The organism is Paraburkholderia atlantica (assembly GCF_009362785.1).
Lineage (GTDB): Bacteria > Pseudomonadota > Gammaproteobacteria > Burkholderiales > Burkholderiaceae > Paraburkholderia > Paraburkholderia atlantica.
Genome location: NZ_WHNQ01000006.1, coordinates 309,977 through 331,274, shown reverse-complemented (window position 1 = coordinate 331,274; position 21,298 = coordinate 309,977). Strand labels below are relative to the sequence as shown.

Here is a 21,298-nt window from a genome sequence, read left to right as displayed (position 1 = left end):
AATTGGCTGGTGACGATGACATCCGATGTAATTGGCGCGCGGCGTGGCCGCCACTAATCTTCGACTACCGCGCCGCCAATCCGATGGCGCACACGTCCAGGAGATACCATGTCCAGCTATCCCGTTCACACGATCGAGTCCGCTCCCGAGCAATCGAAACCCGTGCTGCAGAAATTGCAGCAGACGTTCGGCGTGATTCCGAACATCGCGGCCAAGATGGCGGCTTCACCGGTGCTGATCAACGGCTTCATCGGCCTGTTCGAGCGCGTGCATGCGAGCAGTCTGACGGAGCCGGAAATCCAGACTTTGCTGCTCACCAACGCCGTGACGAATGCGAGCGAATGGGCGGTCGCGTTTCATACCGCGGTCGGCTTGCATGAGGGCTTGCGTCGCGCCGATGTCGACGCGATCCGCCAGCGCGGTGTGCCCGACGACGCGAGGCTCGCGGCGCTGTCGACGCTCGCGCGCACGCTGATCGAAAAGCGCGGCCGCCTCGATGATGAGGACCGCCAACGCTTCCTCGCGGCAGGCTTCAGCGCGGAGCAGATTCTCGAGGTGGTCGCGGTGGTCGCCGCATCGACGATCACGAACTACACCGGCAGCGTGACCGAGCCGCCGCTCGAACCGCAGTTCGCGGAGTTCGTGTGGCACGCGCCGGCGCGCTGAAGTGTTCCTTTCAGCCATTAAAAGGAGGGCAATGCGATGAACGTCACGAGTCACGATCCGAAAGTGCAGCCGGGCGATATCGGTAGTCTGTTGCGCTACTGGCGTGACGTTCGTGGCGTGAGTCAGCTCGATCTGTCGCTCGAGGCCGGCTTCTCGCAGCGGCAGATCAGCTTCATCGAAAGCGGGCGCAGCGTGCCGGGCCGCGACACGCTGCTGACGCTTGCGCAAACCCTCGACGTGCCGCTGCGCGAGCGCAACGCGCTGCTGCTTGCCGCCGGTTATGCACCGGTCTATTCGGAAGCACCGTGGAATGCGCAGGAAATGCACGGCGTGGTTCGCGCGCTCGAACGGGTCGTGCGTCAGCATGAACCGTTTCCGGCGCTCGTGATGGACCGCGACTGGAACGTGCTGATGAGCAACGATGCGGCGCCGCGCTTTTTCAACTGCTTCATCGACATGGCCGCGCGCGAAGGTCCGCGCAACATGCTGCACTTGATCTTCGATCCGCTCGGCATGCGGCCGTTCGTCGCCGATTGGGAGGAGGTCGCGCGAAGTTTGCTGCAACGCGTGTATCGCGAATCGGTGGGTCATGTGGTCGGCGCCCACACGCAGCGTCTACTCGATGAACTGCTTGCGTACCCCGATGTGCCACGCGACTGGAAGACCCATCATGGCTCTTCCACGACGGCCGCGACGCTGCCGATGATTCCACTCGGCTTCATCAGCGAAGGCGTGGTGCTGCGTTATTTCTCGATGGTCACGACCGTCGGCACACCGCAAAACGTGGCCGCGCAGGAGCTGCGCATCGAATGCATGTTCCCCGCCGACGACGAAACCGAAGCACGACATCAGCAGTTGCTTGCGGCGCATGGGTTGCCGCAACCTTCAATTTCGGCAAACCGTACGCCGTGATCATGCAGTTTCGCCAGCGGCGCGGGATTGCTTCGTGGCAGTCCCGGGCACGCTCGATGCTCCGGCGACATATGCGCTGATCTCCTTGCGCAATGTCCCGACGGACGCCTGATCGATAGAAGTCCATCGCTCGCGGCCGCCGAAAACTGGAAGAACACAACACGAAACCGACCACCCCCTTACTGGCAGTCAGCCTCTTCGCGGCCGATGTGCAGGCAGGCGCGGGACCCTTTCTCGGCATCTATCTGCAAGCGCATGGATGGAGCCCCGACATGATCGGCACCGTGCTGACGTTGGGGGCCATCGTCGGCGTGCTCGTGACGGCTCCCGCTGGCGCGCTGGTCGATGCCATTTCCCATCGTCGCGCGGTGGTCGTTGCCGCAAGCGCGCTGACGGTCGCCGCCGCGGGCGTGATCTGGATGTCGCGCGGCTACTGGCCGATCGCGCTCTCGCAGATCGCGACTGCGGTGGCGGGATCGGTGATGGGCACGGCGCTGATGGGACTGACGCTCGGCATGACCGGCCGCAGAAACTTCGACCGGCAATACGGCCGCAACCAGGTGGCGAACCACGCCGGCAACATCGTGGCGGCGGCTTTGTCCGGCGCGGTCGGCTGGTGGCTCGGCATCGTCTGGGTGTTCGCGCTCGGGGCGGCGTTCGGCGTTGCGTGCATTGTCTCCGTGCTGCTGATTCCCGCGCGCGCGGTGCATCGGCACTATGCGCGCGGCCTCGCGCACGAGGACGACAAGGACCGCGCGCAAGTGCGCGCGGACAGCGTGCGCGCGCTGATCCGCTGCCGCCCGCTGCTGTTGCTCGCGCTCGCGCTGGCCGCTTTCAGCCTCGGCAATTCCGCGCTGCTGCCGCTTTACAGCCTTGCGCAAGCGGCGGCCCACCACCGCAACGCCAGCGCGATCACGGCGGCCAATATCATCATTTCCCAGCTCGTGATGCTGAGCGCCGCGCTCTACGCGAGCCGCGCGATCCGCCGCTGGGGTTTCTGGTGGGTCATCCTCGCGACGCTGATCACGCTGCCGCTGCGCGGCTTGACCGCGGCGTGGATCACCGCCGAGTGGGGGATCGTGCCGGTGCAAATCTTCGACGGTCTGGGCTCCGGGCTGCAAAGCGTCGCAATCCCGGCTCTGGTCGTGCACCTGTTGCATGGCAGCGGACGGGTGAACCTCGGTCAGGGGGCGGTGAAAAGCGTGGAAGCGGCGGGCGGCTGCCTGAGTCCACTGCTCGGCGGATGGCTCGCCAGCCGCTTCGGCTACCCGACGGCCTTCATTGCGCTCGGTAGTCTCGCGTTCATTTCGCTGGCCGTGTGGATCACCCAAGGCGCGACGATCAGGCGAGCGTGCGATACGCGCCGCGACGAGCTCGAGAAAATGGCCGACATCGACGCGTCGGCGTTGTTTTCGTAGCCCGGACTCTGCTGCACGGAATCAGTCGGACCCAGATGCTTGACCCAGATCAAGCCACCAGCCATGCCGGCGCGCACGATGTAAGCGCGTGACGCATTGCGTTTTCGCCGCCGCTCGCCGCCGCATGACTCGACCGGGTCGACGCGAGAACACGTTTGCCGCCACGCATCGTGTTTCATTCCGGCCACAGGAGAAGTCCGTCATGAAAGCACTCGTTTATCACGGTCCCGGCAAAAAGTCGCTCGACGAACGGCCGATTCCCGAACTCACCGCGCCCACCGATGCAATCGTCAAAGTCACTCGCACGACGATCTGCGGCACCGATCTGCACATTCTCAAAGGCGACGTGCCGACCTGCGAGCCCGGCCGCATTCTCGGCCACGAAGGCGTCGGTGTCGTGCACCAGCTCGGCGAGGCGGTGAGCGGGCTCGCGGCTGGGGATCACGTGCTGATCTCGTGCATCACCTCGTGCGGCCGCTGCGACTACTGCCGGCGCGGCATGTATTCGCATTGCACGACGGGCGGCTGGATTCTCGGTAACCGGATCGACGGCACGCAGGCCGAATATGTGCGCATTCCGCATGCGCAGAGCAGTCTGTACCGGATTCCGGCCGGCCTCGACGAAGAGACGCTCGTGATGCTGTCCGACATTCTGCCGACCGGCTTCGAATGCGGCGTGCTCAACGGCAAGGTTCAGCCGGGCTGCACGGTGGCGATCGTCGGCGCCGGGCCGATCGGGCTAGCGGCGCTGTTGACCGCGCAGTTCTACTCGCCGGCGCAGATCATCATGATCGATCCCGATGTCAACCGGCTCGAGGTCGCGCACCGCTTCGGCGCGACCGCGTGCGTCGACAACGCGCATACCGATGCGGTCGCGCAAGTGCTCAAGCTGACGGAATCGGTTGGCGCCGACTGTGTGATCGAAGCGGTCGGCATTCCGCCGACGTTCGAGCTTTGCCAGCAACTGGTCGCGCCGGGCGGAACGATCGCGAACATCGGCGTGCACGGCGTCAAGTGCGATCTGCATCTGGAACAGCTGTGGGATCGCAATATCGCGATCACGACGCGTCTCGTCGATACCGTCAGTACCCCGATGCTGATGAAGACGGTCAAAGCAGGCCGGATCGATCCGACGCGTCTGATCACGCATCGGTTCCGGCTCGACGATATTCTTGCGGCTTACGAAACGTTCTCCAGTGCGTCGAGCACGCGCGCGCTGAAGGTGTTGATCGAAGCGTCATAGACGGGGCGCGGGGTGCCGGAGCGATGGCGCAATGGCGGCGTCCGCCGACGCGTGGCTCGCGTGCGTCGCGCCGCGATTACCCAGATCGAGCGCGAGTGCGGCGCATGGCCGCGCGGCAGACCTCTATACTGTGCGTCGTCAAAACACGAGGCCCGTCGTCGGCTTGTGGCCCGTCGGCTCGCGAAGCCGGCATCGCTCGAACCCGCCCATCCATGGATACTGATTTGTCGTCGCCGCGCCGCTCACGGCTCACGCGCGTTATCGAGGTTTTCAGCGCATTTCTTAAACTCGGGCTGACCAGTTTCGGTGGCCCGATCGCTCACATCGGCTACTTCCGGCGCGAGTTCGTCGAGCGGCGCCGCTGGCTCGACGACGAAGCCTTCACCGACCTGATCGGCCTGTGCCAATTTCTGCCGGGACCGGCGAGCAGCCAGGCGGGATTTTCGATCGGGCTGCTGCGCGCCGGGTGGGCCGGGGGCCTTGCCGCCTGGTGCGGCTTCACGCTGCCGTCGGTATTCGTCATGCTGGCCTTCGCCGCGATCGCGCCGGACCTCGGCGGAGCGCTCGGCACGGGTGTGATCCACGGCCTGAAACTCGTCGCGGTGGCCGTCGTCGCGCAGGCCGTCTGGGACATGGCGCGGCGTCTGTGTCCGGACCGTCGCCGCGCGGCGATCGCGCTCGCGTCGCTCGCATTGCTGAGCGTGCTTGGCACCGTCTACGCCCAACTGATCGTGATCAGCGCCGGCGCCGTGCTTGGTGTCGCGCTGTGCCGGACCGCGGAGACGCAAGCGCCGCGTGCCATTGCGCTGGGAGCCGGCGATTTTCAGGTGTCGCGCACGGCAGGCAGCGCCGCGCTGGTGGTGTTTTGCGCGTTGCTGTTCGCGTTGCCACTATGGGCGGCAAGCGGAACCTCGCAAGGCATCCGCGTATTCGACGCGTTCTATCGCTCCGGCGCGCTCGTGTTCGGCGGCGGGCACGTGGTGCTGCCGTTATTGCAGCGTGAAACCGTCGCGACCGGATGGGTCGCGCCCAACGACTTCCTGGCCGGCTATGGCGCGGCCCAGGCGGTACCCGGACCGCTGTTCACGTTCGCGGCGTTTCTCGGCTGGATGATGGCGCTGCCACCCAGACACTGGAGCGGCGCACTGCTCGCGACAGTGGGCATCTTTCTGCCGGGTCTGCTGCTCGTGCTCGCCGCGTTGCCGTGGTGGCAGGCGCTGCGCGCGCGTGCGGCGATGGCGGCGGCGCTTGCCGGGGTCAATGCCGCAGTGGTCGGCCTGTTGGCCGCCGCCCTTTATTCGCCGGTATGGACGAGCGCGGTGTTGTCGGCGACGGATTTCGCCGTCGCGTGCATCGGCTTTTTGCTGTTGCTGCGCTGGAAGGTGCCGCCGCTTGCGGTCGTCGTGCTGTGTGTGGCGGCCGGCGTTGCTCAAACGGTGTGGCATCCGCTTTGACAGCGCCAATCGCGCACGGCTTTCGAAAGCACTGATCTGCATCAAGGCCGACAGCCACGGGTCGGTTAGCCTGCAACGATGATCGCGCGGCCTCGGTGCGTTTGCCGCACTACGACGGTATCGCGCGAAACCCGACAGGCCGGAAGCCATTCGCGCGATGACGGACCACATGATCGACCACGGCCTCGGCGGCTACGGACTGGGCGGTGCAAGCGCGCACGACGGCCCGCGCGCCGTGCGGGCATGGCGCCACCTGCGCTGGGGGCTGTGCGCGCTGAGCTTCTGCGCGATTCCCGCGTTCTACGTCGAGCTGACCGTGCCCACCCCGTTCGCGCTGACCCTGTCGCGGACACTGTACCTGGCGATGTTCGCCGGCTTTGCGTTGTCGTTCACCTGGCTGGCCCATCTGAGCAGACGGCCGAAGACGCTGCTCGCGAACAACTGGCTCGACCTGCTCATCGCGTTGGGCGCGGCGCTCAGCACCGGTTTCGGCACGCCGCCGTGGCAGCCCGTCGAATGGCTGCTGCGGCTGTCGTTCATGGGTATCGTCGCGTTGCGCATCGTGCTGTCGCTACGCGAGTTCGTCACGCCGAACCGATTGATGTGGCTGCTGCTCGCCGGCGCACTCGTGCTCGCGATGGCCGGTGCCGGCTTTTACTGGCTCGAACCGCACGTGCATTCCTACTCCGAAGGGCTGTGGCTGGCGTTCGAAAGCAGTGCGACCGTCGGCTACGGCGACATCGCGCCGACGACGCCCGCAGCGCGTGTGTTCGCGGTATTTGTCGTGCTGCTTGGCTACGGCATGTTGTCGCTGGTCTTCGCGAGCATCGCCGCCGCATTCATCGGCAAGGAAGAGAGGGCGCTGCGGCGTGAGATGCATCGGGATATCAAGCATCTGAACGATGAAATCGTGCGGCTGCACGCCGAACTGAAGGCGTTGCGGCAGACGCTCGACGCCACCGCGCGACGCAGCGACGCCGACGCCGGTTCCGTGACGCGCCCGGGCGAATGACGCTTCGTGCCGACACGGCCGCGGCAAACGGCGCCACCGCTGATGATGCGGGACGCTGCGTTGACGTACGTCAAACCCGCCGTGGATTGCGTGGTTAAGCTGGAGACGTCGCGGCACTTCATGCCCGTGGGGGCGTCACCATGCATATTTCCTTTCCATCCTGCATGCCCGAATACTGCGCCCGCGATCTGGTGCTGGCGTTTCCGGCGCTCGTCGACGATCGGCCGGTGCAGTGCGCGATCACGGCCGAGGCACTCGAAGATCATTTCGGCGCACGCTCGCTGCGCGAAGACGATCTGGTCCAGGCGTTCCTCGCGCACCGCTATCAGATCGAACAGGCAGCCAAACAGTTGCTCGAGGAGGTCGGCGCCAAGCCCGTGCTGCTGCATAGCGGGTTCTTCAGGTTCAGCGCGTGACCCGTCGAGCGGACGCGCTTGACGTGGATCAACGACGCGCCTGCGCGCCCGGCTACGCTGAAGGCATGGTGAGCCGAGCACGGCTCGGTCGACTGGGCCCCGGTCGTGGCCTGTTTTATTCAAAGGAGGGTGCAATGAGCAATCTAACGCGTATTGATCCGCTTTCGCTGGACCCTGTGTCGGAGCTGTTCCAGGGTTTCTTCCGGCCGATGCGGTCGATGCTGACGACCCAGGACACGGAACTCGCGTCGATCAAGATCGACGTGACGGAAAGCGACGCGGCTTATTCGGTGAAAGCCGAACTACCCGGCGTGGACAAGAAAGACATCGACGTGCAAATCGACGGGAGCGTCGTGTCGATCAACGCGAAGGTCGAGCGCAACACGGAGGAAAAGGAAGGCGAGCGCGTGATCCGCCGTGAGCGCTACGCCGGAACTTTCAGCCGCTCGTTCTCGCTCGGCGGCGAGGTCGACGAGGCGAACGCGAAAGCCGAGTACAGGGACGGGGTGCTGTCGCTCAGCCTGCCGAAAAAGGCGTCCGGTGATCGCAAGCGGCTGACCATCGACTGATACGGGAGGGTGGCGCGCCGTCGCACGGGCCAGTCGCGAGGAGACACTTGATGAAAACCGACAGACAACTGCAGCGGGAAGTCGAGGAAGAACTCGAGTGGGACCCCGCGGTCACCGCGACGGATATCGGGGTGGAAGTGACGAACGGCGTCGTCACGCTGTCGGGCCATCCGCCGAGCTTCGCAGAAAAACTGGCCGCCGAAAAAGCCGCGCAGCGCGTGGCCGGTGTGAAGGCGGTCGCGGTGGACATGCAAGTCCGCCTGCCGAAGCCGGACCAACACAGCGACGAGGACGTGGCGGGCGCGGTTCACGCGATCCTTTACTGGAGCGTCGCCGTACCCCACGATGCGATCAAGATTCAGGTGGAGAAAGGCTGGGTCACGCTGACGGGAATGGTCGACTGGGCCTACCAGCGCCACATCGTCGCGCGCGCGCTCGGCCAGATGCGTGGCATTCGCGGCCTGACGAACGCGATCGAGGTGCGCCGCAAGGTGGCGTCCGATGAGATCAGCAAGAACATCGAAGAGGCGATGCGGCGGCACGTCGAGCGCGAAGTCAGACACATCGGCGTCGACGTGAAGGACGGCACGGTCACGCTGACGGGCAAGGTGGGCTCCTACGCGGAACGCAAGGTCGTGCGTGGCGTCGCGTGGAGCGCGCCCGGCGTGTGCGCGGTGGTCGACGATCTCGTCGTCGATGCGAGCGTCCCACGCGAACCTGACGGTGACGCAGCCGAACGCTAACAGCCACGCTCCCACTCGCGACCGACAATTCCGTTCGACCGTTGCACAGACCTAGAGCTGCCCGAGCTCGACGCTTTGCCCATACACCGGCACCTCGCATGACCAGCCGAGCGTCTCGACGATGTGCCGCCGCATCGCATCGGCCGCGGCGGGCTCGCCATGTGTGACGAACGTGCGAGCGGGCGCGTCGGTCAGACTCGACAGCCAGTTCAGCAGCTCGCGGTAATCGGCATGCGCGGATAGCGACGGGATCGATTCGACGTTCGCGCGCACCCGCACGTATTCGCCGAACAATTTGATCGACGGCTCGTGGGCCGCCAGCGCCGCGCCGCGGGTGCCGGCCGCCTGGTAGCCGACCAGCGCGATCGTATTGCGCGGATCGGACGCATACAGCCGCAGGTGATGCAGTACGCGCCCGCCGGTCGCCATGCCGCTGCCGGCGATGATCACCATCGGCCCGTTATGCGACGCGATCGCCTTCGACTGATCGACGTTTCTGACCATGATCGCGGCTTTGTCGATCGCATTCGCGTCGGAGATCGTCAGGCGATGTTCGGCGAGATGCCTGCGATACACGTCGGTGACGCTGGTCGCCATCGGACTGTCCAGATAGACGGGCACGTGCGCCATGCGCCCGTTCTCCTTCAGCTTCGCGATGTGGTAAAGGACCTCCTGCGCGCGCCCGACCGCGAAGCACGGCATCACCACCACGCCGCCTTTGGCGAAGGTGCGGCTGAAGATCCGTTCGAGATCGTCGCGCGGATTCGAATCCGGATGCAGGCGGTCGCCGTAGGTCGATTCGACGACCAGGTAATCGGCATGCGCGAGCGGCGCGGGCGCACGCATGATCGGGTCGTCGGGGCGGCCCACGTCGCCGGAGAACGCCAGCACCTTGTGATTGCGGCACATGACGACGCTCGCCGCCCCGAGGATGTGCCCCGACGGCAGAAAGCGGAAGCACAGCCCATGCGGCAGGTCGACCGGCGTGTCGAAGCGGCGGGGCGCAAGCAGATGCAGCGCGCGCTGCGCGTCGTCCTGCGTGTAGAGCGGCAGCGCCGGCCGATGCTTCGAGAAACCGTGGCGATTCGCGAACTCCGCTTCCTCTTCCTGTAGCTTCGCGCTGTCGCGCAGCATGATGTCGCACAGCGCGGCGGTGCCGGGCGTGCAATAGACGGGACCGCGAAAGCCGTTTCGCGCGAGCAACGGCAGATAGCCGCTGTGGTCGAGATGCGCGTGGGTCAGGACCACCGCGTCGATCGAATCGGCCGGCACCGGCAGCGCGGCCCAGTTGCGCAGCCGCAGGTTTTTGAGGCCCTGAAACAGCCCGCAATCGACGAGGGTGCGCAAGCCGGGTTCTTCGAGCAGATACTTCGAGCCGGTGACGGTCTCGCTCGCACCGAGAAAGGTCAGCTTCATGATTCCTCCGTTGCTCGCGGATGGATTCTCAGATGGCACCATTTCAACGGATGCGGGCGCCGGGCTTTTGATCTGGATCATCGGTCGCGCAGCGCTCGCGCGCAAACGGCGGTTAGGGGCGCTTGCGCTCGATCAATCGCAGCAAGCCGAACAAACAGCCACTCTGACGCTTCTCGTATTCCGCTAAGATCGTGCCGGAATTCGCCGACCCAAAAGACCGCGGCGTCCCCCAAAGCCCAATCTCATCACCAAACACGCAATGGACCGTATCGACGCCATGAAGGTATTCGTCGCCACGCTCGACGAGGGAAGTCTGGCGGGCGCAGGCCGCCGGCTGGGCCGCTCGCCCGCGGCGGTGAGCCGGGCCATCGCGTTTCTGGAGACGCACACGGGCACGCCGCTGCTACATCGCACCACGCGCACGATCCGGCTCAGCGAAGCGGGCGAGCGTTATGCCCAAGCGTGCCGGCGTATCCTCGCGGATCTCGAGGAGGCGGACCTGCTCGCCGCCGACGAGCGCTCCGCGCCGCGCGGCCTGCTTGGCGTGACCGCGGCGGTGGCGGTGGGCGAGGAGGTGTTGCGCCCGATCGTCGATGCGTTTCTCGACCGCCACCCGCAAGCGTCGATCCGTTTGCACCTGCACGACCGGCCCGTCAGCATCGTCGACGAGGGCATCGACGTCGCGTTGCGCATCGCGCATCTGCAGGACTCGACGCTCGTCGCCATTCCGGTGGGCGAGGTGAGGCGGGTGGTGGTCGCTTCGCCCGACTATCTCGCCACGCATCCGGCCATCGCGGTGCCGGCCGATCTCGCCAGCCATCCGATCATTTCAATGACCCATTTCGGACTCGACTCGTGGAGCTTTCCGGCCGCGCGTCAAACGGCGCTGCCGCAGGTCGTACGGTTCACGCCGCGCTCCATCGTCAACACGATCCGCGCGGCGCGGGCTTCGGCCGTGGACGGGCACGGCGTCACGCGGCTTTTCTCGTATCACGTGGCCGAACAGGTCAGGACCGGTGCGCTGAAGATCGTGCTGCGCGACAACGAGCATGCGCCGCTGCCCGTCAATCTGGTCACGCCACAAGGCCGCCTTGCGGTGCCGAAGGTGCGCAGTTTCGTCGATTTCGCCGCGCCATTGCTGCGCGAGTATTTCGAGCGGGCCCAGCAAATCACCGACGCCGATCGACGCTGATTCGATCGCTACGCGGAAGAATGACTTCCGCAGCGCGGTGATTCTCTCGAAACGCGACTCGATCTAGACTGGCTCCCTATTCATCAGGTGCTTAACAGCATCGATCATGGGAGTCGTCATGCAGCAAGCCGTCTCGAATCCGGCCGCATCGGCCGGCTATAACGTCTGGCGAGGCACCCTCGCCGGGGCCAGCGCGAGCCTGATCGGCATCGGTCTCGCGCGTTTTGCCTATACGCCGCTTTTGCCGGCCATCATCGGCGCGCACTGGTTTCCCGCCTCGACCGCCGCTTATCTGGGCGCGGCTAACCTCGGCGGCTATCTGGCCGGCGCGCTGCTGGCGGGCTCGATGGTGCGAGTCGCGAAACCCGCCACCGTGCTGCGCGCGATGATGTTGCTCGTGACCATCGCCTTCGTCGCCTGCGCGGTGCCCGTGTCGTTCCTGTGGTTTTTCGTCTGGCGCCTGGCGTCGGGGATCGCGGGCGGCGCATTGATGGTGCTCGCCGCGCCGACGATCCTTGCGCACGTGCCGGCGGCGCGCCGGGGCTTCGCGAGCGGCGGCATCTTCACGGGGATCGGGCTCGGCATCGCGGCCTCCGGTACGATCGTGCCGATTCTGTTGCACCAGGGGCTCACCTGGACGTGGCTCGGACTCGCAGCCGTTTCGCTCGTGCTGACCGCCGTGGCCTGGAACGGCTGGCCCGAGCAGGCGGCGCCCGCGCACGCGGCCGCGCATTCGCGCTTCGAAAAAGCGCCTGCGTATCCCCGCGCCGGCCTGCGTGCGCTCTATGCCGAATATGGCCTGAACGCCGTGGGGCTCGTGCCGCACATGCTGTTTCTCGTCGATTTCGTCGCGCGCGGGCTCGGCCGCGGCGTCGATGCGGGCGCCGAATTCTGGGTGTTGTACGGCCTGGGCGCGATCGTCGGGCCGCTCGCGGCGGGGCATCTTGCCGATCGCGCGGGCTTCGGCCGCGCGCTGCGCGTCGCGTTTCTGGTGCAGGCCGTTGCGGTCGCGATTCCGGCCGCGGGCTTATTCGGACCGGCGGGGCTGATGGTGTCCGCCTTTATCGTGGGCGCGTTCACGCCGGGCATCGTGCCGCTGGCGCTCGGTCGCGTGAACGAGTTGCTGGTGCACCATCCGTCCGCCGTCAAGGACGCATGGAGCCGCGCGACGACGAGCTTCGCCGTGATGCAGGCGCTGGCGGCCTACGGTCTTTCGTTCGTGTTCTCTTCGAGCGGCGGCAATTATCCGGTGCTCTACGCGATTGGCGCGGTGGCGCTTCTGTTCGCACTCGCCGTCGATCTGTTCGCCGCGCGCAGCGCCAAATGAATGCGACGGTGTCGTCTTCACCGGCCGCGCGCGGCGGGCGTGGTTATGGCATGCTCGGCGCTCGGGAGCATGCTGCTGGCCGCGCGCCTCGGCGCGCTGGCCGACCGGTCAGGAAGCTGGCGCATGATCGTTGCGTGCCTCGTGCTCACGGGGCTCGCGATGGTGCCGCAAGCGTCCGTCACGCAGCGGTGGCCGTTCGCGGCTTTGCGTGGGCCTTGGGTATGACGCTCGCGGGCCTGTTGCCGTCGATCGGCAAGCTCGCGCGCTGGCCGCACGGCCGCGCTGGAGCCTGACAAGCTGGCAAGCCGGCATGTACATTGAACCTTTTAACGCATCCGGTGGGAAGGGAACATGAGCACTCAAGCGGACAATCGCGCGTTACTGCGCACGCTCGGCATCCACAAGCCAATCATTCAGGCGCCGATGGCGGGCGTCACCACGCCGGCGCTCGCGGCCGCGGTGTCGAACGCGGGCGGTCTGGGCTCGCTCGGCGTTGCCGCGATGAACGCGGAGAACGCGCGCCGGGCGATCCACCAGACCCGCGAGCTAACGACGAAGCCGTTCAACATCAATGTGTTCTGCCATCGTCCGGCCACCCCCGATGCGGCCGTCGAGCGTGCATGGCTCGATTGGCTCGAACCGGTGTTCCGGCAATACGGCGCGACGCCGCCGCAAGCGCTCTCCGAGATCTACACGAGTTTCGTCGTCGACACCGCGATGCAGGCGATGCTGCTCGCGGAGAAGCCGGCCGTCGTCAGCTTCCATTTCGGCTTGCCGCCCGATGCGGTGATCGCGCAACTGAAGCACGCGGGCATCCGTTTGCTGGCGAGCGCGACCAATCTCGATGAAGCGGCGGCGGCCGTCGAAGCAGGCGTCGATGCGATCGTCGCGCAGGGCATCGAGGCGGGCGGTCATCGCGGAATCTTCGACACGACCGGGCGCGACGAGCGCCTCGGCACGTTCGCGCTGACGCGTCTGCTGGTGAGCGAGTTCGACGTGCCCGTGATCGCGGCGGGCGGCATCATGGACGGCGCCGGCATCGCGGCCGCGCTCGCGCTGGGCGCGCAGGCGGCGCAAATGGGCACGGCCTTCGTCGCGTGCCCGGAAACCTCGATCGACGACGCTTATCGCAGCGCGTTGCTCAGCGATGCGGCGCGCTCGACGACATTCACGTCGGCCATTTCGGGGCGCCTCGCGCGCAGCATCGTCAATCGCTTCACCGCACTCGGAGAGGACCCGCAAGCCCCGCGTACACCGTCCTATCCGATCACCTACGACGCGGGCAAGGCGCTCAATGCAGCCGCCAAGGCCAAGGGTGAGTTCGGCTACGGCGCGCAATGGGCGGGCCAGGCCGCGCCGCTTGCGCGTTCGCTGCCCGCCGGCGAGCTGATCGCGCAACTGGAACGCGAAACGCGTGAAAGTATCGAGCGCTTGCAATCGGTGTGGAACTGAGCAGTCTGATTTTCATGCCTCGCATCGATCGAAGACATCGGCACGCGTCCTCGAAACAAAAGAACAAAGGGAGACAGGCATGCACCGCAAATTCGACGATCTGCTGTTGGGCAGCATCGAGCTCTTCTGCCTCGCGGCGGAGCTCGGAAGCTTTACGCTCGCGGCCAACGCCGCGAGTGTCACGCCGGCGGCCGTGAGCCGCTCGGTCGCGCGGCTCGAGGAACGGCTCGGCGTGCGCCTGTTCGTACGCACGACGCGCCAGATCCGTCTGACCGACGCGGGGCGGCGCTATTTCGAGCAGTGCCGTCAGGCCCTGTCGCAACTGATGGACGCCGAGCGCGAAGTGACGGGCGAACAGACCACGCCGGCCGGCGTGGTGCGCATCAGCATGCCGACGCCGTACGGGCACTATCGCGTGTTGCCGCTGCTGCCGGCGTTTCGCGAGCGCTATCCGCAAGTCCGGGTCGAGACGCACTTGAGCAATCGCAACATCGACTTCGCGGACGAGGGTTTCGATCTCGCGATACGCGGACGCGCACCGGCCGATTCAAACCTCGTCGCGCGCAAGCTCGAAGATGCGGAGATGGTCGTGGTGGCGACGCCCGCCTATCTGAAGCGTGCGGGCGTGCCGAAAACCATCGAGGACCTGCAGGCCCACGAATGCATCCAGTTCGAAATGCCGAGCAGCGGCCGTCATCTCGCGTGGACCTTCGAAGGCTCGCCTGAAAATGCCGACGTGCTGACGCGGGGAAGCTATGGAACTTCGGGCGACGCGCTCGCCGGCGTGACGCTCGCGCGTGCCGGCGCGGGTCTCTTTCAGACGTATCGCTTCGTCGTGGCGGACGACCTGCGCGAAGGTCGGCTCGTGGAAGTGTTGCGCGAGGCGGGCGGGCGCACGCGGCCATTCATCCTGCTTTATCCGCACGCGCGCTATCTGACTTCGCGCGTGCGGGCTTTCGTCGAATTTCTGATCGAGCAGTTGGCCAAACCCACGACACCGCCAGTGCCCGCGCCGCGCACGCGCGCGCACTGAGCGGCGCGCGCGTCTTCGGTTGGCTCGCTCAGTGTCCCGCGCTCTGGCCGCCGTCCACATGCAGAATCTCGCCGGTCACGAACGGCGCCGAGTCGAGATAGACGATCGCATTCACGATGTCGCTCATCTCGCCCATATGACCCACTGGATGCAACGCGCCGAGCGCCGCATGGGTTTCCGGCGCATGCATCGGTGACTTGATGATGCCGGGCGACACCGCATTGGCGCGAATGCCGCGCTTCGCATATTCGATCGCGAGCGAGCGGGTCGCGGCTGCAAGGCCGCCCTTGGTCAGCGAGGCCAGCACGGACGGCACGCCGTCGATCGCGTGATCGACGAGCGTCGTCGTGATGCTGACCACGTGGCCGCGCTCATGCTTCTCCATCTCGGCAATCGCGAGCTGCGTGATGTGGAAGAATCCCGCGAGATTGATGCCGGTGATCGTCGCGTAATCTTCGGCCGTGTATTGGGTGAACGGCTTGGCCACGAAAATGCCCGCATTGTTGACGAGCGTATCGACACGACCGAAACGCGCGACCGCTGTATCGATCACGCGTCGAGCCGTGGCCGGATCGGCGATGTCACCGGCCACGGTGACGAGGTTGGGATCGTCGGACGGCTTGATGCTGCGCGATGTCGCGACCACGTTATGGCCGAGCTTGCGAAATGCCTTGACGGTTTCGGCGCCGATGCCTTGCGATGCGCCGGTGACCACGATGACTTTGGGAGACTGACTCATAGTGAACCTCGAAGTTGGTTGGATCAGCAATCTGTGATCGGACTGTTGGTTGGTTCCGATGGCTACTAATTTATGCAGTCGTGCTCCGCTTTTGCACACAAGGCGCGGACAAACAGTTGTGAGCCGCAGGAACAAGCGGTGAGTGATGGCGCGTGTCGGCAGTGGTCCTGTCAGTGCTGGTCGCGATTGTCGCCGGCAGATCAATTCAGTTTTCCACCACGTAACGCATACAGCGAGGGAATTCGCTTGCTAAAATCTGCACAGTCAAAGATATTGAAGTCAGATATCGAGGAGGCGATCGATGACCCGCGTGCTGGACAAGCTCGAGAGGGCAGGCCGTCGCCGCGCGCAACACGCCTCGGAGTCGGACTTCGACGCGTTGAACCGGCTTCTTGCAAGACTGCTCGACCGCCAAGGCAGCATTTTTTTTGGTCATTTATCTGATATTGCAGATAATCGCCCGGCACTGACGGGCGCATCGAACCGAGACGAGGACGTAAATGAAGTCATCGACCAATCCAGGCGCGCCGGCCCAGCTGACTGGCGCAAAGTTTGCCCTCGGCACATTCGCCGTGGCGCTCGCCACCTTCATGAACGTGCTCGATTCGTCGATCGCGAACGTCGCGATTCCGACGCTGTCCGGCAACCTCGGCGTGTCGATCGACGAAGGCACATGGGTCATCACGCTGTTTGCCGCGGCCAACGCGGTGTCGATTCCGTTGACAGGGTGGCTCACGCAGCGCATCGGCCAGGTCAAGCTGTTCGTGTCGGCGATCCTGCTGTTCGTGCTGTCATCGGCGGCGTGCGGGCTCGCGCCGAACCTGCTGGTGCTGCTGATCGCCCGCGTCGTGCAGGGTGCGGTGGCGGGGCCGCTGGTGCCGTTGTCGCAGGCCATGCTGCTCGCGTCGTTTCCGAAGGAAAAAAGTTCGAACGCGCTGGCGTTGTGGGCGATGACGGCGACGGTCGGGCCGATCGCGGGGCCGGCGCTAGGCGGCTGGATCACCGATAGCTACAGCTGGTCGTGGATCTTCTACATCAACGTGCCGGTCGGCCTGTTTGCCGCGGGCGCGATCTGGGCGATCTACCGCGATCGCGAGACGCCGGCCCGCAAACTCCCGATCGACAAGGTCGGCCTGATCTCGCTGATCGCATGGGTCGCGCCGCTGCAGATCATGCTCGACAAGGGCCGCGACCTCGACTGGTTCAGCTCGCCGGTGATCTGGGCGCTGATGATCGTCGCCGTGGTCAGCTTCCTGTTCTTTCTGATCTGGGAATTGACCGAGGAAAAGCCGATCGTCAACCTGCGGCTTTTCGCCAGACGCAACTTCCTCGGCGGCACGGTTGCGATTTCGGTCGCCTATGCGATCTTCTTCGCCAATCTCGTGATCCTGCCGCAGTGGATTCAGGGCTACCTCGGCTACCGCGCGGTGGACGCGGGGCTCGTGACCGCGCCGCTCGGCATTTTCGCCGTGATGCTCGCGCCGGTGATGGGTAAGCTCATGCCGCGCTCGGACATGCGGGTGCTCGCCACGCTTGCGTTCGTCGGATTCGCCGGGGTGTTCTTCATGCGTTCCAACTACACGACCGGCGTCGACGCGTGGACGCTCGTGCTGCCCACCTTGCTGCAAGGTATTCCGACCGCGCTGTTCTTCACGCCGCTGACAGCGATCATCCTGTCGGGTCTGAAGCCGGAGGAGATTCCGGCGGCGGCGGGTCTGTCCAACTTCGTGCGGATTTTCGCGGGAGCCGTGGGCACCTCGCTGATGAGCAACGCGTGGAGCGACCGTACGATCCTGCACCATGCACGGCTTGCCGAGCAAAGCAGCGTAGAGGACCCTGGTTTTTCCGGCGCGATCGCGCACCTGCAGGCGGCACTGGACGCGGGCATTCCGAAGGCCACGGCGTTTTACGAGGCCTCGCTGAACGCGCAGGCCACGATGCTGGGCCTGAACGACATCTTCTGGATCTCGGCGGTGATCTTCGTCGTGATCATCCCGCTGATCTGGGTGACGAAGCCGACCAAAGCTGGCGCCGCGGGCGCGGCGGCCGCCGGCGGACATTGAACCCGATTGGCCAACCCGGCTCCTCTTCTTGACATTATCTGACAATGCAGATAATGTCCAAATCAACAAGGAGGACGCCGCTATGGACCACTACACGACGAAGAACTTCATGCTTACACAGAGTATCGGCTTCAGGCTCGTCAAGGCCCGCAACGTCGTCGTCGCGGAAATGGACGCGGCGCTCAAGGACCTCGACATCAACGGCCAGCAAATGGGCATCCTGCTTTCGCTGAAGCAGGGTGTGGCAACCACGCCTTTCGAGCTGTCGAAGCTGCTCGGAATCGACACCGGCCTGATGACGCGGATGCTGGACAAGCTGGAAACGAAGGGGCTGCTGCAACGATCGCGCGACCCGCAAGATCGCCGCGTGGTCAATCTGACGTTGACCGCGGAGGGGCAGAAAACCGCGGCGCGGATTCCTGAAGTCGCACCGCATGTGTTGAACGCCCGCTTGCGCAAATTCACGAAGGCCGAGTTTGCCGAGCTGGACCGCCTGCTTCGCAAGTTCACGGGCGATTGAGCGGCGCGGCCGTGGGCCGCGCTTTTTTCACCCATTAATCTGATTTGTCAGAAAATGAAATCGCAGACTTCTAAGGCAAACACCGTCGCCCGTTCGCTGAAGCTCGGTGTTTCGGTGATCTCTTTCGCAGTGCTGGCAGCGTGCGCAAACTATGCGGGCATCCACAGCGACAAACAGATCGATCAACCGCAACAGCTGGAAACGTCCCGGAGCCTCCCGCAAGAGCAGGGGCATTGGCCGTCCGCCGACTGGGTCGACCAGTTCGGCGACGCGCAACTGAAAGTCTTAATCGCCGAGGCGCTGCAAGGCAGCCCGACGCTCGAGCAGGCGCGCGCCCGAGTCGCACAGGCCCAAGCCTATAGCGAAACGGCGAAGGCGAATACGCTGCCGCGCGTCGACGCGTCGTACACGCTGACGCGCCAGCAATTCAGCAGCACCGCGTTGATTCCGCCGCCGTACGCCGGCTCCTGGCAGACCGAGAACAAGGGGCTGCTGACCGCTTCTTACGATCTCGACCTGTGGGGCAAGAACCGCGAGGCGCTGCGCGCGGCTGTCTCGGAGGCGTCCGCGAGCGAGGCCGACGCGCAAGTCGTCCGGCTCACGCTCGACACCTCGATCGCCCGCAGTTACAACGAACTGGCTCGGCTCTACGCTTTGCGCGACATCGCGCAGCAGGAAGTCGCGCGGCGCGAGCAGATCGAGCGCATCACCGCGGGCCGCATCGCAAACGGACTCGATACCGAAGTGGAGCGCAAGACGGCCGAGGCGAATCTGTCGACCAGCCGCGCTCGCGTCAGCGCGCTCGACGGCAGCATCCTGAGCACCCGGTATCAACTGGCGGCGCTGCTTGGCAAGGGTCCCGACCGCGGACTGGCGATCACGCGGCCGACGCTCGGCGGCGGCGACGACGTGCGTCTGCCGGACAACCTGCCGGCCGATCTGCTGAGCCGGCGGCCCGACATCGTCGCGGCGCGCTGGCGCGTCGACGCGATCACGCACGAAGTGAAGGAAGCGAAGGCCGAGTTCTATCCCGACATCAACCTGAGCGCCGCGATCGGTTTCGACGCGTTCGGCTTCGGCCGCTTCCTGAGCGCCGCGAGCCGCACCGCATCGGTGGGCCCGGCGATCCATCTGCCGATCTTCGATGCCGGCGAGCTGCGCGCGCAGTTGAAGGGCCGCTACGCCGAGTTCGACTATGCGGTGGCGACCTACAACCAGACGCTGATCGGCGCGCTGAGCGGCGTGGCCACGCAAATCGCGCAGATCCGCTCGAGCGACGCGCAGCTCGGCGATGCGCTGGCCGCGCAGCAGGCGGCGAGCGATGCCGACCGTCTGGCGACCACGCAATACAAGGCCGGCCTGACCAACCAGCTGACCGTGCTCAATGCCGACGTCACCGCGCTGAACGCCGACGAGGCGATCGCCAATCTGAAGATGAACCGTCGCGACCAGCAGATCCAGCTCGCCTCGGCGTTGGGCGGCGGCTATGTCGATACGTCGGCGCAAACCGGCCATCACGGGGACGTCGCCGCCGCACCCACTAGTCAAGTCAAATCCGCGGTTGCCGCCCGTTGAACGGCACGTCGGGAGACCTATCAGGAGAACTGCAATGAGCGATTCGATTACGACCGACCGCGAACTGGCGGATCGGGAAGAGGAACAGAAGACCGGCACGCCAGCGCCGGCCACGCCCCAAGGCGACAACAAGTCCACGCCGCCGGCACGCCGCAAGCGCCTGATCGCGCTGCTCGGCGCCGCGGTGGTGCTCGCGGGCGCGGCCTACGGCGCCTACTACTTCACCGAGGGCCGCTATCACGAACAGACCGACGATGCGTACGTCAGCGGCAATCTCGTGCAACTGACGCCGCAGGTCACCGGCACGGTGATCGCCGTCAACACCGACGACACCCAAATCGTGAAGCAAGGCGACGCCGTCGTCACGCTCGATCCGGCCGATGCAAAACTCGCGCTCGCCGATGCCGAAGCGCAGCTCGGCCAGACCGTGCGCCGCGTCAGCGGCTTGTTTGTCAACAATGACTTCTACGCGGCGAATGTCGCGCAGCGCGAAGCCGATCTGAGCCGAGCCCGCGACGACCTGCACCGCCGCGAGGCCGTCGCCGATACGGGCGCCGTGTCCGCCGAAGACATCGCGCACGCCCGCGACGCGGTCAGCGTCGCGCAGGCCGCGCTCGACGCCGCGCGCCAGCAGGGCGAAGCCAATCACGCGCTGACCGACCGCACCACGGTCGAACAGCATCCTGACGTGCAGGCCGCCGCCGCGAAAGTGCGAACCGCGTGGCTCGCCTATGCGCGCGATACGTTGCCGGCGCCGGTGACCGGCTATGTCGCGCAACGCCGGGTTCAGGTCGGCCAGCGCGTTGCGCCCGGCACGCCGCTGATGGCGATCGTGCCGCTCGACGGGGTCTGGGTCGACGCGAACTTCAAGGAAGTGCAGCTCAAGCACATGCGGATTGGCCAGCGGGTCACGCTTACCTCGGACGTCTACGGCCGAGGCGCCAGGTATCACGGACGTATCGAGGGCTTCTCAGCGGGCACGGGCAGCGCGTTCGCGACGCTGCCGGCGCAGAACGCCACCGGCAACTGGATCAAGATCGTGCAGCGGCTGCCGGTGCGCATCGCGCTCGATCCGGCCGAGCTGGCCGCGCATCCGCTGCGCATCGGACTGTCGATGGCAGTCGATGCCGACACGCGCGACGAATCCGGTTCGCAGTTGGGCGCGGCGCGGAACACGCGCTACAGCACCGATGTTTTCGCGCAATACGATGCACAGGCCGATGCCGAGATCGACAAGATCATCGGGCAAAACCAAATGGTCTCGCGCGCGCCGGTCGCGCAACCGCAACCGCAATCGCAGCGCGTGGCGACGCATCAGCGCAAGGCGAACGCTGGTTGATCCGAATCAGCGCGAGCTTGTCGCGACAGAGCACGAAACAGCAAGGGGCGCTAGTATCTGCATCGTCATTCGGCGGTGCGATCGGTGCGACGGTCAGCGGCTGGTCGATGACACGCTATGGCCGGACGGGCATCGTCCCGTTCGGTATCGCGCTGGGCATTCTCGCCACCGCGATTCATTGGATCGGCACGCCGCGAGGAACCGTGGCC

The 21,298-nt window shown here is 65.6% G+C and carries 20 protein-coding genes and 2 pseudogenes; 20 read left to right on the top strand and 2 right to left on the bottom strand.

What is annotated here, in order from left to right; all coding sequences use genetic code 11:
* Positions 1-108: 108 nt before the first annotated feature.
* The 9 genes from GCT19_RS12190 to GCT19_RS12150 all read left to right on the top strand — a co-directional run bounded on the left by GCT19_RS12190 (position 109) and on the right by GCT19_RS12150 (position 8,433).
* The gene (locus GCT19_RS12190; RefSeq protein WP_152852068.1) at positions 109-666 is read left to right on the top strand and encodes a carboxymuconolactone decarboxylase family protein; all 558 of its coding nucleotides are present in this window, start codon (positions 109-111) and stop codon (positions 664-666) included.
* Between the two features lie 36 nt (positions 667-702).
* Positions 703-1,578 carry a helix-turn-helix domain-containing protein gene (locus GCT19_RS12185; protein WP_152852067.1) on the top strand — a complete coding sequence of 292 codons (876 nt, stop codon included), beginning with the start codon at positions 703-705 and terminating at the stop codon, positions 1,576-1,578.
* A gap of 146 nt (positions 1,579-1,724) precedes the next feature.
* Positions 1,725-2,996: an MFS transporter gene (locus tag GCT19_RS12180; RefSeq protein ID WP_152852066.1), complete on the top strand. Its 1,272-nt coding sequence runs from the start codon at positions 1,725-1,727 to the stop codon at positions 2,994-2,996.
* A 202-nt stretch (positions 2,997-3,198) separates the two neighbouring features.
* Positions 3,199-4,239 (top strand): zinc-dependent alcohol dehydrogenase family protein, encoded by a 1,041-nt coding sequence (locus GCT19_RS12175; RefSeq protein ID WP_018434587.1) that lies wholly within the window; start codon positions 3,199-3,201, stop codon positions 4,237-4,239.
* Positions 4,240-4,451: 212 nt separating this feature from the next.
* Positions 4,452-5,693: a chromate efflux transporter gene (gene chrA / locus GCT19_RS12170; protein ID WP_152852065.1), complete on the top strand. Its 1,242-nt coding sequence runs from the start codon at positions 4,452-4,454 to the stop codon at positions 5,691-5,693.
* Between the two features lie 157 nt (positions 5,694-5,850).
* Positions 5,851-6,705, top strand: a complete 855-nt coding sequence (locus tag GCT19_RS12165) for a potassium channel family protein (RefSeq protein ID WP_152852064.1) — start codon at positions 5,851-5,853, stop codon at positions 6,703-6,705.
* Between the two features lie 140 nt (positions 6,706-6,845).
* Positions 6,846-7,121 (top strand): DUF1488 family protein, encoded by a 276-nt coding sequence (locus tag GCT19_RS12160; protein ID WP_152852063.1) that lies wholly within the window; start codon positions 6,846-6,848, stop codon positions 7,119-7,121.
* 134 nt (positions 7,122-7,255) lie between these two features.
* Complete coding sequence (locus tag GCT19_RS12155; RefSeq protein WP_018434583.1) at positions 7,256-7,690, top strand: Hsp20/alpha crystallin family protein; 435 nt, start codon at positions 7,256-7,258, stop codon at positions 7,688-7,690.
* Between the two features lie 50 nt (positions 7,691-7,740).
* Positions 7,741-8,433 (top strand): BON domain-containing protein, encoded by a 693-nt coding sequence (locus GCT19_RS12150; RefSeq protein WP_018434582.1) that lies wholly within the window; start codon positions 7,741-7,743, stop codon positions 8,431-8,433.
* Positions 8,434-8,484: 51 nt separating this feature from the next.
* Here the strand turns inward: GCT19_RS12150 and GCT19_RS12145 are convergent, their stop codons facing one another.
* Positions 8,485-9,849, bottom strand: a complete 1,365-nt coding sequence (locus GCT19_RS12145) for an MBL fold metallo-hydrolase RNA specificity domain-containing protein (RefSeq protein ID WP_152852062.1) — start codon at positions 9,847-9,849, stop codon at positions 8,485-8,487.
* Here GCT19_RS12145 and GCT19_RS12140 point away from each other — a divergent pair.
* The 6 genes and pseudogenes from GCT19_RS12140 to GCT19_RS12115 all read left to right on the top strand — a co-directional run bounded on the left by GCT19_RS12140 (position 9,848) and on the right by GCT19_RS12115 (position 14,853).
* On the top strand, positions 9,848-10,036 hold the full coding sequence (locus GCT19_RS12140) for a hypothetical protein (protein WP_152852061.1): 189 nt from the start codon (positions 9,848-9,850) through the stop codon (positions 10,034-10,036). The two genes, GCT19_RS12145 and GCT19_RS12140, sit on opposite strands and share 2 nt — an antisense overlap.
* 72 nt (positions 10,037-10,108) lie before the next feature.
* Positions 10,109-11,041, top strand: coding sequence for a LysR family transcriptional regulator (locus GCT19_RS12135; protein ID WP_152852060.1), 933 nt, complete (start codon positions 10,109-10,111; stop codon positions 11,039-11,041).
* Positions 11,042-11,159: 118 nt separating this feature from the next.
* Positions 11,160-12,368, top strand: coding sequence for a YbfB/YjiJ family MFS transporter (locus tag GCT19_RS12130; protein WP_152852059.1), 1,209 nt, complete (start codon positions 11,160-11,162; stop codon positions 12,366-12,368).
* An 18-nt stretch (positions 12,369-12,386) separates the two neighbouring features.
* Positions 12,387-12,634, top strand: a pseudogene (locus tag GCT19_RS12125) (MFS transporter); the annotation flags it as partial.
* Positions 12,635-12,719: 85 nt separating this feature from the next.
* On the top strand, positions 12,720-13,820 hold the full coding sequence (locus GCT19_RS12120; protein WP_018434575.1) for an NAD(P)H-dependent flavin oxidoreductase: 1,101 nt from the start codon (positions 12,720-12,722) through the stop codon (positions 13,818-13,820).
* A 79-nt stretch (positions 13,821-13,899) separates the two neighbouring features.
* Complete coding sequence (locus GCT19_RS12115) at positions 13,900-14,853, top strand: LysR family transcriptional regulator (protein ID WP_018434574.1); 954 nt, start codon at positions 13,900-13,902, stop codon at positions 14,851-14,853.
* A 28-nt stretch (positions 14,854-14,881) separates the two neighbouring features.
* Here GCT19_RS12115 and GCT19_RS12110 read toward each other — a convergent pair whose 3' ends face one another.
* Positions 14,882-15,592, bottom strand: a complete 711-nt coding sequence (locus GCT19_RS12110; protein ID WP_013089504.1) for an SDR family NAD(P)-dependent oxidoreductase — start codon at positions 15,590-15,592, stop codon at positions 14,882-14,884.
* Positions 15,593-16,092: 500 nt separating this feature from the next.
* On the opposite strand from GCT19_RS12110, the gene GCT19_RS12105 reads away from it, so the two are divergent.
* The 5 genes and pseudogenes from GCT19_RS12105 to GCT19_RS12085 all read left to right on the top strand — a co-directional run.
* Positions 16,093-17,655: a DHA2 family efflux MFS transporter permease subunit gene (locus GCT19_RS12105; RefSeq protein ID WP_152852058.1), complete on the top strand. Its 1,563-nt coding sequence runs from the start codon at positions 16,093-16,095 to the stop codon at positions 17,653-17,655.
* Positions 17,656-17,737: 82 nt separating this feature from the next.
* Positions 17,738-18,175 carry a MarR family winged helix-turn-helix transcriptional regulator gene (locus GCT19_RS12100; RefSeq protein ID WP_013089501.1) on the top strand — a complete coding sequence of 146 codons (438 nt, stop codon included), beginning with the start codon at positions 17,738-17,740 and terminating at the stop codon, positions 18,173-18,175.
* 54 nt (positions 18,176-18,229) lie between these two features.
* Entirely contained in the window at positions 18,230-19,750 is a 1,521-nt protein-coding gene (locus GCT19_RS12095; protein ID WP_152852057.1) for an efflux transporter outer membrane subunit, read from the top strand.
* 34 nt (positions 19,751-19,784) lie between these two features.
* Positions 19,785-21,089, top strand: a complete 1,305-nt coding sequence (locus tag GCT19_RS12090; protein ID WP_152852056.1) for an HlyD family secretion protein — start codon at positions 19,785-19,787, stop codon at positions 21,087-21,089.
* A pseudogene (locus GCT19_RS12085) lies at positions 21,086-21,253 on the top strand (MFS transporter); the annotation flags it as partial. The gene GCT19_RS12090 and the pseudogene GCT19_RS12085, both read left to right, overlap by 4 nt.
* Positions 21,254-21,298 lie beyond the last annotated feature (45 nt).

Coding starts and splice junctions, on each gene's coding strand:
- GCT19_RS12150 (WP_018434582.1), top strand. CDS start 7,741: ATGAAAACCGACAGACAACTGCAGCGGGAAGTCGAGGAAGAACTCGAG.
- GCT19_RS12120 (WP_018434575.1), top strand. CDS start 12,720: ATGAGCACTCAAGCGGACAATCGCGCGTTACTGCGCACGCTCGGCATC.
- GCT19_RS12105 (WP_152852058.1), top strand. CDS start 16,093: ATGAAGTCATCGACCAATCCAGGCGCGCCGGCCCAGCTGACTGGCGCA.
- GCT19_RS12185 (WP_152852067.1), top strand. CDS start 703: ATGAACGTCACGAGTCACGATCCGAAAGTGCAGCCGGGCGATATCGGT.
- GCT19_RS12165 (WP_152852064.1), top strand. CDS start 5,851: ATGACGGACCACATGATCGACCACGGCCTCGGCGGCTACGGACTGGGC.
- GCT19_RS12115 (WP_018434574.1), top strand. CDS start 13,900: ATGCACCGCAAATTCGACGATCTGCTGTTGGGCAGCATCGAGCTCTTC.
- GCT19_RS12100 (WP_013089501.1), top strand. CDS start 17,738: ATGGACCACTACACGACGAAGAACTTCATGCTTACACAGAGTATCGGC.
- GCT19_RS12095 (WP_152852057.1), top strand. CDS start 18,230: ATGAAATCGCAGACTTCTAAGGCAAACACCGTCGCCCGTTCGCTGAAG.
- GCT19_RS12145 (WP_152852062.1), bottom strand. CDS start 9,849: ATGAAGCTGACCTTTCTCGGTGCGAGCGAGACCGTCACCGGCTCGAAG.
- chrA (WP_152852065.1), top strand. CDS start 4,452: ATGGATACTGATTTGTCGTCGCCGCGCCGCTCACGGCTCACGCGCGTT.
- GCT19_RS12090 (WP_152852056.1), top strand. CDS start 19,785: ATGAGCGATTCGATTACGACCGACCGCGAACTGGCGGATCGGGAAGAG.
- GCT19_RS12160 (WP_152852063.1), top strand. CDS start 6,846: ATGCATATTTCCTTTCCATCCTGCATGCCCGAATACTGCGCCCGCGAT.
- GCT19_RS12155 (WP_018434583.1), top strand. CDS start 7,256: ATGAGCAATCTAACGCGTATTGATCCGCTTTCGCTGGACCCTGTGTCG.
- GCT19_RS12140 (WP_152852061.1), top strand. CDS start 9,848: ATGATTCCTCCGTTGCTCGCGGATGGATTCTCAGATGGCACCATTTCA.
- GCT19_RS12175 (WP_018434587.1), top strand. CDS start 3,199: ATGAAAGCACTCGTTTATCACGGTCCCGGCAAAAAGTCGCTCGACGAA.
- GCT19_RS12190 (WP_152852068.1), top strand. CDS start 109: ATGTCCAGCTATCCCGTTCACACGATCGAGTCCGCTCCCGAGCAATCG.
- GCT19_RS12135 (WP_152852060.1), top strand. CDS start 10,109: ATGGACCGTATCGACGCCATGAAGGTATTCGTCGCCACGCTCGACGAG.
- GCT19_RS12130 (WP_152852059.1), top strand. CDS start 11,160: ATGCAGCAAGCCGTCTCGAATCCGGCCGCATCGGCCGGCTATAACGTC.
- GCT19_RS12110 (WP_013089504.1), bottom strand. CDS start 15,592: ATGAGTCAGTCTCCCAAAGTCATCGTGGTCACCGGCGCATCGCAAGGC.